16 protein-coding genes and 1 pseudogene are annotated in these 16,301 nt (G+C 38.3%); 9 read left to right on the top strand and 8 right to left on the bottom strand.

Annotated elements, in window-relative coordinates:
* Positions 1-35: 35 nt before the first annotated feature.
* The gene (gene wrbA / locus ACLCEG_RS09540; protein WP_410567650.1) at positions 36-629 is read left to right on the top strand and encodes an NAD(P)H:quinone oxidoreductase; all 594 of its coding nucleotides are present in this window, start codon (positions 36-38) and stop codon (positions 627-629) included.
* A 52-nt stretch (positions 630-681) separates the two neighbouring features.
* Here the strand turns inward: wrbA and ACLCEG_RS09535 are convergent, their stop codons facing one another.
* The 3 genes from ACLCEG_RS09535 to ACLCEG_RS09525 all read right to left on the bottom strand — a co-directional run bounded on the left by ACLCEG_RS09535 (position 682) and on the right by ACLCEG_RS09525 (position 2,871).
* Positions 682-1,257, bottom strand: coding sequence for a xanthine phosphoribosyltransferase (locus ACLCEG_RS09535; RefSeq protein ID WP_107972704.1), 576 nt, complete (start codon positions 1,255-1,257; stop codon positions 682-684).
* 71 nt (positions 1,258-1,328) lie between these two features.
* Positions 1,329-2,042 carry a DUF3108 domain-containing protein gene (locus tag ACLCEG_RS09530; protein ID WP_077163571.1) on the bottom strand — a complete coding sequence of 238 codons (714 nt, stop codon included), beginning with the start codon at positions 2,040-2,042 and terminating at the stop codon, positions 1,329-1,331.
* A 157-nt stretch (positions 2,043-2,199) separates the two neighbouring features.
* Complete coding sequence (locus ACLCEG_RS09525) at positions 2,200-2,871, bottom strand: hypothetical protein (protein WP_410567311.1); 672 nt, start codon at positions 2,869-2,871, stop codon at positions 2,200-2,202.
* Positions 2,872-3,103: 232 nt separating this feature from the next.
* Between ACLCEG_RS09525 and ACLCEG_RS09520 the strand changes: the two genes are divergently transcribed.
* Positions 3,104-3,988 (top strand): energy transducer TonB, encoded by an 885-nt coding sequence (locus ACLCEG_RS09520; protein WP_004705430.1) that lies wholly within the window; start codon positions 3,104-3,106, stop codon positions 3,986-3,988.
* A gap of 75 nt (positions 3,989-4,063) precedes the next feature.
* Here ACLCEG_RS09520 and ybeY read toward each other — a convergent pair whose 3' ends face one another.
* Genes ybeY through miaB form a run of 3 tightly spaced genes read right to left on the bottom strand, consistent with a single transcriptional unit; the run spans position 4,064 to position 7,142 of the window.
* On the bottom strand, positions 4,064-4,555 hold the full coding sequence (ybeY, locus tag ACLCEG_RS09515; RefSeq protein ID WP_191010498.1) for an rRNA maturation RNase YbeY: 492 nt from the start codon (positions 4,553-4,555) through the stop codon (positions 4,064-4,066).
* A gap of 9 nt (positions 4,556-4,564) precedes the next feature.
* Complete coding sequence (locus ACLCEG_RS09510; RefSeq protein WP_004705435.1) at positions 4,565-5,653, bottom strand: PhoH family protein; 1,089 nt, start codon at positions 5,651-5,653, stop codon at positions 4,565-4,567.
* Between the two features lie 37 nt (positions 5,654-5,690).
* On the bottom strand, positions 5,691-7,142 hold the full coding sequence (miaB, locus tag ACLCEG_RS09505) for a tRNA (N6-isopentenyl adenosine(37)-C2)-methylthiotransferase MiaB (RefSeq protein ID WP_068935662.1): 1,452 nt from the start codon (positions 7,140-7,142) through the stop codon (positions 5,691-5,693).
* A gap of 287 nt (positions 7,143-7,429) precedes the next feature.
* Here miaB and ACLCEG_RS09500 point away from each other — a divergent pair, with 287 nt between their 5' ends.
* From ACLCEG_RS09500 to ACLCEG_RS09485, 4 genes are all read left to right on the top strand, one after another.
* Complete coding sequence (locus ACLCEG_RS09500) at positions 7,430-9,373, top strand: transglycosylase SLT domain-containing protein (protein ID WP_410567309.1); 1,944 nt, start codon at positions 7,430-7,432, stop codon at positions 9,371-9,373.
* A gap of 57 nt (positions 9,374-9,430) precedes the next feature.
* Positions 9,431-10,093: a ribonuclease T2 family protein gene (locus ACLCEG_RS09495; protein ID WP_004705438.1), complete on the top strand. Its 663-nt coding sequence runs from the start codon at positions 9,431-9,433 to the stop codon at positions 10,091-10,093.
* A 210-nt stretch (positions 10,094-10,303) separates the two neighbouring features.
* Complete coding sequence (locus ACLCEG_RS09490; RefSeq protein WP_002119517.1) at positions 10,304-11,290, top strand: malate dehydrogenase; 987 nt, start codon at positions 10,304-10,306, stop codon at positions 11,288-11,290.
* A 162-nt stretch (positions 11,291-11,452) separates the two neighbouring features.
* Positions 11,453-11,698: a DUF2789 family protein gene (locus ACLCEG_RS09485; RefSeq protein ID WP_068935656.1), complete on the top strand. Its 246-nt coding sequence runs from the start codon at positions 11,453-11,455 to the stop codon at positions 11,696-11,698.
* Positions 11,699-11,748: 50 nt separating this feature from the next.
* Here the strand turns inward: ACLCEG_RS09485 and ACLCEG_RS09480 are convergent, their stop codons facing one another.
* On the bottom strand, positions 11,749-12,276 hold the full coding sequence (locus ACLCEG_RS09480) for a hypothetical protein (protein WP_004705440.1): 528 nt from the start codon (positions 12,274-12,276) through the stop codon (positions 11,749-11,751).
* Between the two features lie 68 nt (positions 12,277-12,344).
* The gene (locus tag ACLCEG_RS09475; protein ID WP_410567307.1) at positions 12,345-12,950 is read right to left on the bottom strand and encodes a 2OG-Fe(II) oxygenase; all 606 of its coding nucleotides are present in this window, start codon (positions 12,948-12,950) and stop codon (positions 12,345-12,347) included.
* Between the two features lie 117 nt (positions 12,951-13,067).
* Between ACLCEG_RS09475 and ACLCEG_RS09470 the strand changes: the two genes are divergently transcribed.
* The 3 genes and pseudogenes from ACLCEG_RS09470 (at position 13,068) to ACLCEG_RS09460 (ending at position 15,904) form a co-directional block, all read left to right on the top strand.
* Positions 13,068-13,925: a 23S rRNA (adenine(2030)-N(6))-methyltransferase RlmJ gene (locus tag ACLCEG_RS09470; RefSeq protein ID WP_004705444.1), complete on the top strand. Its 858-nt coding sequence runs from the start codon at positions 13,068-13,070 to the stop codon at positions 13,923-13,925.
* A gap of 41 nt (positions 13,926-13,966) precedes the next feature.
* Positions 13,967-14,800, top strand: a complete 834-nt coding sequence (pssA, locus tag ACLCEG_RS09465) for a CDP-diacylglycerol--serine O-phosphatidyltransferase (protein WP_410567305.1) — start codon at positions 13,967-13,969, stop codon at positions 14,798-14,800.
* 17 nt (positions 14,801-14,817) lie between these two features.
* Positions 14,818-15,904: pseudogene (locus tag ACLCEG_RS09460) on the top strand (DUF6670 family protein).
* Positions 15,905-16,301 lie beyond the last annotated feature (397 nt).

The raw sequence follows: 16,301 nt of genomic DNA, 5'->3' as shown, positions 1-16,301 counted from the left end.
GTATAGTGTTCTTTTTAACAAAATTCATGAAAGCGATGCAACCTTACATTCTTGTGCTTTATTACAGTAAATATGGTTCTACTAAAGAAATGGCGCATCTTATTGCAAATGGTGTTGAGTCTGCTGGGGTTGCTGTAAAAATAAGAACAGTACCTAATATTGCAACAGTTGTAACAGAGACTGAACCGAGCATTCCTGAAGAAGGCGATATTTATTGTACTTTAGAGGATTTAGCTAATTGTGCTGGCTTGGCACTAGGGTCTCCAACTCGCTTTGGTAATATGGCGAGTGAAATGAAATATTTCTGGGACCAAACGACAAGTCTATGGCTCAATGGCGCATTACATAATAAACCTGCTTGCGTTTTTACTTCTTCTGGTTCAATGCATGGTGGGCAAGAAAGTACTTTATTAACAATGTTACCGCCGTTATTTCATCATGGCATGATGATTTTAGGTTTACCAAATTCTATTCCCGCCTTATCAAATACGAAAACAGGCGGAACGCCTTATGGTGCTAGCCATGTGAGTGGCCCTAGACATGATCAAGGCTTAAGCCAAGATGAAAAGCTTTTATGTGAAGCACAAGGTAAACGCTTAGGTGAAATCGTAAAAAAACTTCACTCATAATCTTATAAAAATAAAAAAGAGCGGAACTCCGCTCTTTTTTATTAAAACAATTTTATTCTTTAATAAAAGTTACTGTGCCATCAGTAAGTGATTTAACTCGTGCTAAAGATTCAACACGGTAACCTTTTTCAAGCAATAAATCGCGGCCTGGTTGGAATGATTTTTCAATCACGATACCAACACCTACTACTTCTGCATTTGCTTGATGAATTAAGTCAATCAAACCAAGTGCAGCTTGACCATTTGCCAAAAAGTCATCAATTACTAAAGCTTTGTCGCTTGAGTTGATGTGCTTGTTTGAAATAGCAATGGTACTTTCTGTTTGTTTAGTAAAACTAAATACTTTAGCGCGATACAAATCGTCTTTTAAAGTCAGCGATTGATATTTACGAGCAAAAATCACAGGTACACCAAGTTCTAAACCTGCCATGATTGCTGGCGCAATACCTGAAGCTTCAATGGTAATAATCTTGGTAATCCCTGCATCTTTGAAGCGAGCGGCAAATTCTTTACCAATCTGCTGCATGAGGACAGGGTCAATTTGGTGATTTAAGAAAGCGTCGACTTTCAACACTTGATCAGATAGAACGATACCTTCTGTTAAGATTTTCTGTTCTAGTGCGTGCACGGGAGAATCCTCTAGACGGATGCTTTTAAAGCAAATGCGTATTTTAAAAAGCATCCGAAAAAATGCAAGCTTTAATTCGTTTTACCGCTATAACTTGTTAATAACAAACCATAAGATGTTTTGCCATCAATATGACTTACTTTAACTGGTAAGTAGTCTAATTTAGGTGCTAACCAGAAAATAGTACTACGATCTGGTCTGCCGTGCTCTAAGACCACTTTTACAGTGTCAAAGGTGCCATAAGAAGTTTTAACTTTTTCGTTGCCTTGTTTTACAAAACGGCGGTTTTCAACTTCTTTTGCATCTGCAAGAGGGTAAGAAGATTTGAGTGAACCATTTTTTAAATCTTCACGAACTTGTAATTCAGCATTTAGCTCGTCAAGTACGCCAGGCTGCCAAGCAAATGAGCGTGCTTTATCATCTTTCTTTGTGCTAATTGTCTTATTACCAGGGTTAAAATTAATATTCATAGTGTTGTTATGAATTAAAATTTTACTTGTACGACTAAAGCTTTGTGAACCAATTTTGCCATTAGCAAAACTAAATTTACTTGTTTCACTTGCAGAAGCGATTCCACCAGCTTTTGCAGTGAATAGATAAGTCCAGTTATTTCCTTGTTGACTAAGTGCGCGTGTTGCTGAACCCATGCCTTTATTATTATAGGTAAACTGATAATTTGCCTGAAATGGGCTCATGGCAAGTGCATGGCTAGAGAAACTTGCAATAAGCAAAGTTGTCGAAATACCAGTTGCGATGCTGAATGATTTCAGAAATTTTGTTGCCATAAGTAAATATCCTTGTACAGACTGAAAGGTCAGTGCTGATGCATCTATGACTTTTGCATATTATGCCTGCTGATCATGAAGAAAAAATCAGGATTTATGCTAAATATGTAATCTCTTTGTGTTTTTTAACAATAAATTTCTTTAGCTCATACAGTTGTTATGCATCTTTTTGCTGTATTGGCGTAATCTCAGAGTCTTCTAGTTCATCCTCAAAGTCATCATCTTGATCTCGGAAAAGTAAGGCAGCGAGATTAACATTACCAAAGACGACCAATTCTGCTTCACGAACCCGCGCATAGTTAATATGAATTTTGCCCAATGTTTCAATAATGCTGGCTTTTTTACCGAACCAACGGTTCAGGTCTAGGAAGATAAGATCATCTTTTTCTTTGGCTACGTTAAAACGCTCCAAAATCATACCCAAAGGGTCTTTTTTTAGAATTTTGTGATAGTAAAAAATAGCAGCTTTCACAGCAATTTTTTGCCAGAAATTTTTATATTTAGCTTCTACAATTTGTGTATTACTAATTTGTTCAAAAACGATAAGTTGCTGTTCTTTATTAAATTCCATCTGAATCAGTTTTAAGTCGACAGATAAAGTCGTCTCTAAACCTTTGACATGCATTGTGGCATAAAGTCTTAACCAATCATGATAAAGGTCTGTATGCAAATCATCTAGAAATTCGACATTATTGGTAACATAGCGTTCTAATGTCGCGTTTAGAAAAGTTTGCGACAATGTAAAATCTCTTTCTTCCTCAATGAAGGCTTCAGCTTTGCGGTAGACTTTATGAAGACGTTTGACTAGTGAGGAAAATAGCGTTTGCATAAAAGAACTTCCAGAAGATGAATTATTAAAGAAACAACACACTCTTTATTATGTTAAAAACACGTTTTGATATTGCAGTGTAACAAATTTAATTGATACATTTTCACAAAATGAAAATGGATAAAAACTCATATTTGAAGTGAATCACACTTTTATCCATATTTGAATATCAGTTTGTATTTTGTTCGGTATCAGTACCGTGGGGAAAAGGCATTTATATGCTTTTAAGATTATGTTGAAAAAAAGAAGTCTTCCTATAGAGCCTTTTCTTTATTGGTGGCAAGACCGAGTCTTTATTGTTGCAATAATACTCGCAATCTTGTTGCATACTCTTGTGCTGCTTATTCATTTTGCTATGCCTGCGCCGTCAGAGCAATCCACGAAGGAAATCGCTATATCTATTCGTCCTGCTGAGGATGCTGTTAAGCATGCAGATTTTTTAGCGCAAGCAGACCAACAAGGTTCAGGAACTTTTAGAGAGGCTCATCGGATGTCTAGTAATTCTCCGACGCCTATGACAACTGATGCTTCGACGGGAGAAGCCCAGTTAGAAACTTTAGAAAAAGTACAGCAACAAAGAGAACTTAAGTTTGAAGAAAAAGTACTCATGACTGTGTTGAGTTGGCAGAAACAAGCTGAGGAGAGTCAAAGAAAGAAAGCACTTGAGCAATTAGAAAGCCAGTTTCAAGCTAAAGCTGCAATGGTCGCGAGCCTAGAAGCTCAATATTTACAACGTCAGCAAGATTTCAGTCGTCAACAAAAAATAAAAACAGTCGATGGTATTCAAGCCAAGAAAGATGCTTCAGCAGCTTATTTAGATAAGTTCCGTGAAAAGGTGGAGCTTTACGGTAACCGTTATTATCCAGAAGAAGCAAAACAACAACAATTAAAAGGTGAAGTTCGCCTTATGGTGATTTTGAATGCTCAAGGGGGCATTCGTGCAATTCGTTTACTTGAAAGTTCAGGACATTCAGTTTTAGATGAAGCTGCAAAAGCTTCTGTACGCCGTGGTGCGCCATTTGGTCGTTTTGATAGCAATATGAAAGATATTTCTGAGCTACGTATTATTCGTACTTGGCGTTTTGATCCAGCTGAAGCTGAATTCGAGGTACATTAATGAAAAATGTGGATAACTTGTAGGATATCCACATTTCAAAAATAAATTAGAAAGCTGATTCTGTTATGAATCGTTTCAAGGTGAAATTTCTGATTCCTGATAAGGATTAGCAATATTGAGTTTAGCTAAAATTTCAATTTCTAAGCCTTCCATCTCTTCGGCATCTTCATTGCTCGTTTCATGGTCATAACCAAGTAAATGTAAAACACCATGAACCAATAGATGTGCAAAATGATTTTGAGCAGTTTTCTTCTGTTCCAAAGCTTCTTGTAATACCACTGGAATACAGATCACCAAATCACCTAATGGAAGTGCATCAAGCATTGGTAAAACTTCTTCTGGAATATCACTTGGGAAGGATAAAACATTGGTAGGTTTGTCTTTTTCTCGATATTGCAAGTTAAGTTGATGGCTTTCTTCCAGATCAACACAGGCAATACCAATTTCACAATCTTCTTTGTAGCCAACGTGACGTAAAGTGGTTTCAATAATTTTTTTGAGTTGAGCTCGTTTGAGCTCTAACTCAGGTGATTGAAAGTCTTGTTGTAAACTTAAACTGATTTTCAAAGTGAATCCTTAAGCATCCTGATGTTGCAAGTCTGCTGCTGTATCGTTTTCGGCGACTAATGCTTCTTGGCGTGCTTTACGTTCAGCACGTGCTTCAGCATTAAGACGCTGTTGTTCACCATCCCAACCTTCATACGCTTCAACAATTTTTTGAACAAGTTGATGACGTACAACGTCACGAGAATGGAAACGGGTAATATGAATTTCTTTAATATTCTCAAGTACACGAAGAGCGTGTGCCAAACCAGATTGTTGGCCTCGAGGTAAATCTACTTGGGTAATATCACCTGTAATCACTGCACGAGAGCCAAAACCTAAACGGGTCAAGAACATTTTCATTTGTTCAGGTGTTGTGTTTTGGGCTTCATCCAAAATTACAAATGAATGATTAAGAGTGCGACCACGCATATAAGCAAGAGGAGCAACCTCAATCACTTGACGCTCGATTAGTTTGGCAACTTTTTCAAAGCCGAGCATTTCGTAAAGAGCGTCGTAAAGAGGGCGTAGGTATGGGTCAATTTTCTGAGTAAGATCACCAGGTAAGAAACCGAGCTTTTCTCCTGCTTCTACCGCAGGACGTACAAGTAAAATCCGCTGGATTTCGTTGCGTTCGAGCATATCTACGGCTGCGGCAACTGCTAAATAAGTTTTACCTGTACCAGCAGGGCCGACACCAAAAGAAATATCGCTTTGTAAAATACGTTGTACATAACGCTTTTGGTTGGCACCACGCGGATTAATACGGCCTTTTCGAGTCTGGAAATAGACATCCATTGGTGCATCATGCTCATCCATCTCTTCACCAACCAGCTCGAAATTACGCTCGGTTTGAGAAGACTGAATGAGTAGATGCAACAAGTCAGCACTGATTTGCTGGGATACCTCAGACTCTTCATAGAGTCGCTGCAATAGTGCTTCGGCTCTCCCAACAGCATCTATCTCACCATCTATGTGAAAAACATCTCCACGATGAGTAATTTTGACATCTAAACGCTGTTCAATTTGCTTAAGGTGCCCATTATAGGCACCCAAGATGCTCTTTAAACGTTCCATTGAAACTTCAGGAAATGTTACGGTACGTCGAATCGCTGCAGTCAAGAGAAAACCTTTCAGTAGACTTTAGAATACCTCTACATTACGCCACGTCAGGCTCAAGATTCAAGAGCTCGCCGTAAACTAAATTTAAAGTTTTAATTTCAGTAATCTCGATCTCTGCAAAGCGACCCACCCATGAAGCATCACCTACAAAAGTGACTAGACGAGTATTGTCTGCGGTACCTAATAAAATATTAGGGTCTTGATCAGATACTTTTTCAACGAGAACACGTTCAATTTTGCCAAGCATTGCATCAGTTTTTTCAATACTAGACTGTTTAATCACTTTCTGAACTTGAGCTAAACGCTCTTTTTTAACGTGTTCAGGTGTTGTATCTGGTAAGTCTGATGCTGGTGTACCAGGACGTTTTGAGTAAACGAAGCTGTATGAGTGATCGAAATCCAAGTCTTTGATAAACTGAAGTGTTTCTGCGAAATTTTCATCAGTTTCACCAGGGAATCCAATAATAAAGTCGCTCGATAAATGCATGTCAGGGCGTATTTTACGTAACTTGGCAATCTTATCGATATACACATCAATGGTGTGATTTCGCTTCATTGCCTGTAAAACATCGTTAGATCCGCTTTGTACAGGCAAATGTAAATGTGAAACCATTTGAGGTAAATCTTCATAACACTGAATAAGCTCATCAGAGAACTCAAGTGGGTGTGAAGTTGTATAACGTAGCCGTCCAATACCCGGAATTTCTGCAACGAGTCGTAACAATTCAGGGAAGGTACAAATGCCACCTTCGAATGTTTCACCACGGTAACCATTTACATTTTGACCCAGCAATGAAATTTCACGGACACCTTTTTCAGCAAGACCAGCAATTTCTGCGAGTACATCATCTAGTGGACGAGAAACTTCCTCACCACGAGTATATGGCACTACACAGAAGGAACAATATTTAGAACAACCTTCCATAATAGAAACGAATGCTTTAAAGCCTTCTACGCGTGGTTCAGGTAAAAAGTCGAATTTTTCAATATCTGGAAAAGAAATATCAACCAGTTTGATTTTATCTTTTTTTGGCTTTTCTACTTGAGCATTATGCTGATCAAGCATTTGCGGTAAGCGGTGGAGGGTTTGAGGGCCGAAAATCATGTCCACGTAAGGCGCACGTTTTTGAATATTGTCACCTTCTTGAGATGCGACACAACCACCCACACCAATCACAAGATCAGGATTTTTATCTTTTAATTTGCGCCAGCGGCCTAATTCACTGAATACTTTTTCTTGCGCTTTTTCACGGATAGAACAAGTATTCATGAGCAGAATGTCTGCTTCATTGGGATTTGACGTTAAAACGTAGCCGTGAGAATCCCCTAAAAGGTCTGCCATACGGTGACTGTCATACTCATTCATCTGACACCCTTGAGTTTCAATATAAAGTTTTTTTATTGAAACATCAGTGGTGTGCGTTGGCTGGGTAACAGTGTTTTCTGAGGCAGCTTTGGCACCATTGGGAATGAAGGTTTGAACCGTCATGCAGGCTCCTAACAGATAGATCTAGTTAAATAATAAAACAACCCAAAACGGGTCAAACCCAACATTATAACAGTATTTGAGCTGAACAGATAAAATTAAACTGCCATTAGCTACCTATGATTTATGGAGATAAATGACATAAATTTTAATGATGTTGAATCAGAGAGTTACATAACACAACAAAAGAAAGCACGAAGAATAATTAAACTATGCCTAAAGGTGGATAGTCAGGGTTTAACACATTTATGAGACCAAGTAAAAAGAGCTCATCAAACAAGAGTCGTGTGATGAAAAATAAATATGCACATCGTGGCTGGTTAGGGGCTGTGTGTTTACTTGGTTGTTCATTGTCTTATGCAGCAGAAGAACAATTTAATGATGCATTAAATGCCGCAAATAGTGGTAATACAGCCTTGTTAGATCAATATCAGGCTGCAATGCAAAATGATGTATTGGGTTATTATCCTGAATACTGGAAATTAAACAGCAATCTAGGCTTTCAATCTCCAACATCAATTGTAAGTTTTGCCCAGCGCTATCCTCAATCTGCTATGGCAGAGAAGCTTGCAGCAGACTATGTAGAAGAAAAAGTAAAACAAGCTGACTTTGTATCTGCTCAACCACTTTTATCTTATGTTTCTAACCCTGATCCAGCCGAAAATTGTGCTTTAGCGCAGGTGAGAGCTAAAAGTGGTGATGCATTAGTATTTGCTGAATATAAAGATGTTTGGTTGGCAACAGAATCTCAACCAGAATCATGTGTTGGGCTAGGTCGTATGATGATTTCTAGTCCATTAATGAGTACTCAAGATAAGCAACAACGTCTTTGGGTACAGCTACGATCTGGTTTATCTGGACAGGCACTTGCTACTGCTCAAAGTTTAGGAATAAATCTTTCTTTGGCTCAGCTTAACCAGATTCAGGCAAATCCGCTTAACTATTTGTGGACTGCCCCAAAAACTAATGATGCTGATTATGCTTATCTGATTTTTGCATTGGGACGTCTAGCAAATAATGACTTGGGAAATGCTTTTGCAAATGTGCAGCGAGTAGCACAAGGCACTCCCGAGAATGTACAAAAATATCTATATCGAATCGTAGCTTATATTGGCGGAACTACGGTCATGAAAAATAATTTTAACCGAGAAGTTCTTCAATACTTTGATGCGAGTTATGGCTACCCTTTAAGCCCTGAAGAAGCTGAAATTTATGCACGACAAGCAATTCGCTTTAGCGCATGGGAAAGCTTGATTCGTGCGATTGATAGTATGTCGGTTTCACAGAAGCAAGAAGATCGCTGGCAATATTGGTTAGCTCGTGCGACAGAACAGCGTGGTGATAGCAATTCTAAAAATACGGCACAACGTATTTATAAGAAACTCGCTGAAAGTGGTGATGATTATCACAATTTACTTGCAAAAGACCGTTTAGGTGTACGCTATAATCATCAACCTTATAGTGATGAGCCAACTGCAAGTGATTTGCGCCGTTTAGATCAAAATATTCACTTTAACCGTGCATTTACTCTGAGACGCATTAACGCCAATCCGACTTATACAAATCGCGAATGGAACTGGGCAGTCCGTCAGGCCTATCTCCAACATGATGATGGTTTATTATTAGCTGCTGCAAAGCGTGCTCATGATATGGGTTGGTATGACCGTGCAATTTATGCAGCGGATCGTACAACTAATAAACATAATGATACCTATCGTTATGTCACTCCACATAAGACTAATGTCGTAAGTCATAGTTACAATGCTGGAATTGATCCAGCTTGGGCTTATGGTTTAATGCGTCAAGAAAGTCGGTTTGTTACCTCGGCACGTTCCCATGTGGGGGCAGGTGGCCTGATGCAAATTATGCCTGATACAGCAAAGTTGATTGCTCGTCAGATGGGGGAGACATATAATCCGGCGGCGTTGAGTGAAATGAATACCAATATTCGTTATGGAACATTTTATTTATCAATGATTCAAGGTCAGTTAAGCAATAATCCGGTTTTAGCGACAGCGGGTTATAATGCTGGTCCGAATCGTGCAAGACGTTGGCAACCAGATTACCAACCTATTGAGGCTGATCAATATACGGAAACCATTCCATTGCTTGAAACAAGAGATTACGTTAAGCATGTCATGACGAATGCGACACACTATGGAGTGGTATTGGGTCAAGGCGCTCAGTCATTAATACAGCGTATGAAAGTCATTCCAATGCGGTCATCACCTTAATTTTAGATGATGAATGATGGAACATTCTTTTAATTGGCATAACCAAGTTTTAATTAAATGAAATATAGATATTTAGGACCTCAATCAATATCACAACTTGCATGGTGGTTGATCTGTGCAAGCATTGGATTGATGAGTTCTGTTTTACATGCGGAACCTGTTAACGTGCAAGGTTATGTCATGCATGTACAGATGACGCCTGCTGTCTGTTCGTTGGATCCTTCTAAACAGAAGCAGCGTAAATGTCTGGAAGGATATTCACTTACAATTACTGGCTTAATGCCAGAAACTACCCGAACTGACTGTTCAACAGAAAGTTCTGCTGCACTATCACCATTACAAGCTAAAGTTGTTGCTCGTGTTATGCCAGACAATAATGCTCGCGTGCAACTTTGGAAAAGTGTCGGTGGCTGTGTTCCTATGAATGCGAGTCAATATTTCCGTACGATTATTAACTTTGCCGAGCGGTTAAAAATACCTGCTAATTTAACAAGTTCTAGCAATGTAGAAATGCAGCAATCTACACTACGTCAGCAGTTTACGAAGCTTAATCCAAGCATGCCTCAAAATGGTATTCGTTTTAATTGCCAGTTATCTCGTTCTGATGTTGTGCTCACAGAAGTTAAAGTCTGTTACACCGTAAATGGCCAATATAAACAGTGTTCAAATCATGTTGTCTCGAATTGTCCAAGTGAAATTACAATTAAAGGTAGTTACTAAGCGAGCTACCATTTCATAAAAAAATGCTGACCATACATTGAATCTATTTGTAAAGATTAATTTGTATTTTCTATCAGACTTTTGGTGAAAATGAGTCGCTTTTACATGCATCTGCAACTTCTTTAGAGTACAATCTTTGCCGTTTATGATGATTTGGTTAGATAGAATCGCTATTTAGCCCGATTAAGGACACTCATTGGAGACAATTACATGAAGCAACCCGTTCGTGTTGCCGTGACTGGCGCTGCAGGTCAAATTGGTTACAGCTTATTATTCCGTATCGCAAGCGGTGAAATGCTAGGTAAAGATCAACCAGTTATTTTACAATTGCTTGAAGTTCCAGTTGAAAAAGCACAACAAGCGCTTAAAGGCGTAATGATGGAACTTGATGACTGTGCTTTCCCTTTATTGGCTGGCATGATCGGGACTGATGATCCTAAAGTTGCATTTAAAGATGCTGACTATGCATTACTAGTTGGTTCTCGTCCACGTGGTCCTGGTATGGAACGTGCTGACTTGTTAAAAGTTAACGGTGAAATCTTCATCGGCCAAGGTCAAGCTTTAAACGAAGTTGCTAGCCGTAACGTTAAAGTATTAGTTGTAGGTAACCCTGCAAACACTAACGCTTATATCGCAATGAAATCTGCTCCAGACCTTCCAGCGAAAAACTTCACAGCTATGTTGCGTCTTGACCACAACCGTGCGTTGACTCAAGTTGCTCAAAAAGCTGGTGTTGCTGTTGCTGACATCGAAAACTTAACAGTTTGGGGCAACCACTCTCCAACAATGTATGCTGACTACCGTTTTGCAACTGCAAACGGCGAAAGCTTAAAAGACAAGATCAACGATCCAGCTTGGAACAAAGATGTATTCCTTCCAACTGTTGGTAAACGTGGTGCTGCGATTATCGAAGCGCGTGGTTTGTCTTCTGCTGCTTCTGCTGCTAACGCTGCAATTGACCATATGCGTGATTGGGCGCTTGGTACAAACGGCAAGTGGGTAACTATGGGTATTCCATCTGATGGTTCTTATGGTATTCCTGAAGGCGTTATGTTCGGTTTCCCTGTAACAACTGAAAACGGTGAATATAAAATCGTTCAAGGTTTAGAAATTGACGAATTTAGCCGTGAGCGTATCAACTTCACTCTAAACGAGCTTGAAGAAGAACGTGCAGCAATTGCTGACATGGTAAAATAATTCATTACTTTAATGAATTAAAAAGCACTCTCTTGTAGGGTGCTTTTTTATGTTTGAAAATTTATAACTACACACAAAAAACAACAAGAAAATATAGACATAGATATGCAACTAAACCCTATAGTTGTTAGATTATGGAAAAGAAGTTATAGGAGAATAACAGTGTTTGAACAGCAACCGACATTAGAACTTTTATTTGAACAATTGGGATTAGATGCTGACGAGGCAAGTATTGAAAACTTCATCAAAACGCATCAATTGCCTGCTGAACAGAAATTACATGAAGCACCCTTTTGGTCAAAAGGACAAAGTGATTTTTTAAAAAGTCATTGGGAAAAAGATGATGAGTGGATTGTCGTCATTGATGAGCTCAATGAACAGTTACATGAAGATAGCCTCAAAAAATAGCAAAATAAAAAGGCCTGTTTATTAGCAACAGGCCTTTTAAAATTCATACTTTAATGCGTTTTTCGTTTTAATAAATCTTTGTACCATGACTCATGGCGTACTGGATGAAATACCGGATGTTCATGAACCAGCTCAAGATCACATTGAGTTGTAGATACATATTTAGTAAGCCAATGCCGAGTGAGGGCAGGTTTTTCTTGTGCTGCCGAAGCATAAGCCAAGAAGAAATAGATATCTGCATGCTCATGATGCGATAGTGGTTTCAAAATTTGCTGAGTAATGAGTGCAAAGCGCTTTTCTTTATTTAATTCGAAATAAATCATATACGCTTTAGCTAAATGCAATGATAAATTTAAATATAAATTCATTGGCATCTCGTCATATTCAATGCGAGCTTGTTCGAGCAAAACAATCGCCTCTTGCAAAAAATGAATTTGCTCTTGGCGAACGCGGCTTAACATCGCGAGTTGCATACGTAAATCTGCACGTTCCAAAGCAAGCTCAGGCGTATTTTCCGTTAAATAGAGTTGGTCTGTTTCACCAATTCTGGTCACAATTGCTTTTGTTTCAATAGACATACGCCTTCGCCCTTTTTAATCAATAGCTCTTATATCGGGGTCATTTGAGAAATTTAAAGAGCACTCATCTAACCCCAAATTGAGTTTCCACTACGAAGCCATGCTGTAATTGATAGGCGCTGCTGTTTGGAAACTAAAACTTCGTGCAATAAGTTACTTTGAAATATCACTAACCGATTAGGTTCAGGTTTAACAATATGCCAATTTTCATTTTTATCTTGTAATCTTAATTGTCCACCCCAGTCTTCTTGCCATTCAGGGTGTAAATAATAAACGCTAGAGATAATACGATCATTTTTTTGCTGAGGATTATCGCGGTGTAATGCATAAAATTCACCTGCATGGTAACAGGCGAAATGAGCTTCTACCTCTTTAATTCCTAAATAAAATGCTTGATTTAGACTCTGCGATAATAAACTTAGGGTTTCAATATGTTGTTGGGCAATCGGAAGCTGATCATTAATCCATAGAATATGGTCACTCCGAATATTGCTTACCACGCCGTTTTGAATACAAGCTTCTCTAAATTCATCCATATGGTGGCTACACTCATTGGCAACCTGAACGCGATATTGATCTGAATAAGCGTGATCTATAATTGCAAAACCATGTGCATTTAAATCATCTAAAATTTGATCCAGATTCCATGAATCAGGAAGCGAGTGAGAGTGCATATAACCTCGAATAGATCGTAAAAATATCAAGCAGCTCTATTTTAGATGATCACAACCTTACGAAAGAATATTTTTTTCATGTTAAACTATTTGTTGAATTGAGGAATTAAAGTCAACATGAATTACCGTCACCATTTCCATGCGGGCAACTTTGCAGATGTTATGAAGCATGTGCTTTTGCTACAGCTTCTTAATCGTTTAAATGCCAAAGATAAACCTTATCGTTATATCGATACGCATGGAGGTGCAGGAAAATATGATTTATCTCAAGCACCTGCGCAAAAGTCAGGAGAATTCCTAACAGGTATTCATCGTCTTGTTCAGCTTTCAGAAATGGAAAAGCGCCAAGCTCCTGAAGCAATTCAACAATACTTAAAACTTGTTGAAGAACTACGCTCTCAAGAAGGTAAGGGGAGTTATCCTGGTTCTCCTTGGTTTGCATTACAAGGTATGCGCGAAATTGATAAAGCGACTATATTTGAAATGCAACGTGATGTTTTTCAGCAATTACGTCATAACATTCATGACAAACGTGCAGGTTTGCACGAGCGCGATGCATATGAAGGCTTACTTGGTGTAATTCCACCAAAGGAAAAGCGCGGTCTAGTCATGATTGACCCGCCATACGAGTTAGAACGTAAAGATTTTCCGCAATTAGTTGAATTGTTACAACAAGCTCATAAGAAATGGCCAACAGGCGTTTTTGCAGTTTGGTATCCAATTAAAGACCGAGCGATGATTGAGCGTTTTGAAAAGAAAATGTTCAAAACAGGAATTCGCCGTCAGTTAGTTTGTGAAATTTGTGTATGGCCAGATGACACTCCTGTAGGTCTAAATGGTTGTGGTTTATTGGTAATTAACCCGCCTTGGCAGTTCTCTGAACAAGCCGATCAAGCCCTACAATGGTTATTCCCTCACTTACGTATGCAAGAAACAGGTGGTCACGCCGCTGTACGCTGGTTAGTGGGTGAGTGATAATTAATCTAAATCAATGCACATGTTTGGAATAGAAAATAATGACAAATGCGCCTAAACCAGAGCAAGATTTAACTCATAATGAACATTCTTTTGATGGGATTACGTTCGAAGTGGTTGAAGAGGAAGATAATCCGGAAGGACAAAAAGTAAAGCGTCGAGGTATTTATCTTTGGCCTAACTTAATTACTACAGCTGCTTTATTGTCTGGTTTCTATTCCATCATTGCGAGTATGAATGGCGAATTTACTCAAGCAATTTATGCCATTTTTATAGCAGCATTGTTAGATGGATTAGATGGTCGAGTTGCCAGAGCAATTGGTGCGCAAAGTGCTTTTGGCGAACAATATGACTCATTGTCAGATTTGTTAGCCTTTGGTGTGGCGCCAGCAATGCTAATGTATAGCTGGAGTCTGCATGACTTAGGCCGTATAGGTTTAGCTTGCTGTTTTGTTTATACTGCTTGTGCGGCTTTCCGTTTAGCGCGTTTTAATGTTCAAATTGGAGTAGTTGATAAACGTTACTTTATTGGTATCGCAAGTCCACTCGCTGCAATTATTATTATTTCACTTGTATGGGTTGCGCGAGATTATCCATTCATTTTCGATTTGCGTGATATTGCGATTCAAGTGATTAATTCGGTGATCATGGTGGTGGTTGGACTACTTATGATTTCAAACATTAAATACTATTCATTTAAGCAAATGGACCGTAAGCGTGTTCCTTTTGTAGTTATGTTGCCAGTAGTACTGATTTTTGCAGCAATCACTTATAATATCCCAATGGGTATTTTGATTGTTTCAATTATCTATGCTCTATCGGGCTTTGTTACCACACTATTAGCTAAAAAAAATAACGAGACTATCGGAACATAAATTATATGAGGTTCAGTATGCCGAAGTTGATGAATCAGATAAATCAATTGCAGCAGCTGGGCCTCAACTCAAATGGGGGCGTTGTATATCAGCCTTCTAGAGGCTTTTTCAAAGTTGTTTATCAAGGTTTAATCCTTCCTAACTTACCTGCGCCACTTCGTTATTTTAATTATATTAGCCTGATTGGACAGCCTAGAATTCCTCTTTGTTATAACGCAAACAGTATTGTGACTTCTGCGATTGATACAGCAACAGTATTGGTCAGTAGTAGTTTACACAGTGTAGATCACTTAAAAATTTATTCAATTCGAAGACAATGTCAGCTTAATCCTAATTACTACCAATTTGATAAAACTGATCTTATTGAATGGCAAATTCCTCAAATTCATCTTAAACGAGTGGATTCTGAGATGAGCTGTGATTTAGTTATTCAAACTCCTTCCAATATTTTGAACTCATCTGCATTGCAGTGGGGAATATCAGACTATTGGACAGTTCTTTGTCATTGTGAAGGTGAAATCTTATATAAAGGGCAAAAATATGAAGTGAGTGGATTAGGGCGATTTAAACATGCTCGAGCATTACATTTACCCTTTCTATCTTTATGTTTTTACACATATCAAGTGATTAATCTCAATGAAACAACTCAAGTCACTCTGACCCAAATAAGAAACCAATGGAATATCGTTTTGTGTTCACGCTTAGATGTTCAAGAAATAGGCAAAGAACCATTAACTTTTACTGAAGATGTTAATTTTCATATTTATCGTGTTTATCCAAAAGTTCAAACACCTTTTGGAAGAGAAATGTACTTACCTCGAGAGTTCTCTTGGCAATGTAAAAAAGATGGCAAAGTTATTTTTGAGCTCTATGTTGAAAGTCGTGGTGATTATAAATTTGGATTGGCAGCTGGATATATAGGAAGTTTCAGCTACCAGTTAAGCTGGAATGACCAGTGTCTTCAGGGAGAGGGTGGATATTGTGAATATATCGATTGCCGGCCTTTAAGATGGCAAGAGAAGAACCAGAATGAAAAAAATCTCGATAAATTGTTGCTTTTACAACCATGTTTATATAAAAAATGAATATTTTTACCATTTTTGATCAAAAAGCGAACTGTTGTTGCGCTAATGTTTAAAAAGGTATTGCAAAGGGTTAATAATCCTCTATAATGCACATCCATCGGCGGTGATGCAGATAGAAACTTGTTGAAAAACAGTTACTTGTGATTAAGTTGGTTGCTTTAAGTGATGAATTTGATGATAAGGTGGTTTAGAAAATAAGTTTTAAAAAATATCGAAATTACCTGTTGACTTTTAAGAGATTAAGAGTAATATAGCCGACCTAGCTTGCTGGTGACGAACCAGGAAGAAGATCATTAAGAGAATTGAAGAACAACTTGTGTGGATTTTTACTGGTTGATTAATCGAAATAATTTTCATTGATTGATTGGTTTAAATTACTCGAAGTTTATTTGAGCGAAATTTAAGTCAGTAATTGA

The organism is Acinetobacter sp. H1(2024) (assembly GCF_046557555.1).
Lineage (GTDB): Bacteria > Pseudomonadota > Gammaproteobacteria > Pseudomonadales > Moraxellaceae > Acinetobacter > Acinetobacter seifertii.
Note: the sequence above shows the minus strand (reverse complement) of the source record. Positions and strands in the feature narration are given on the sequence as shown.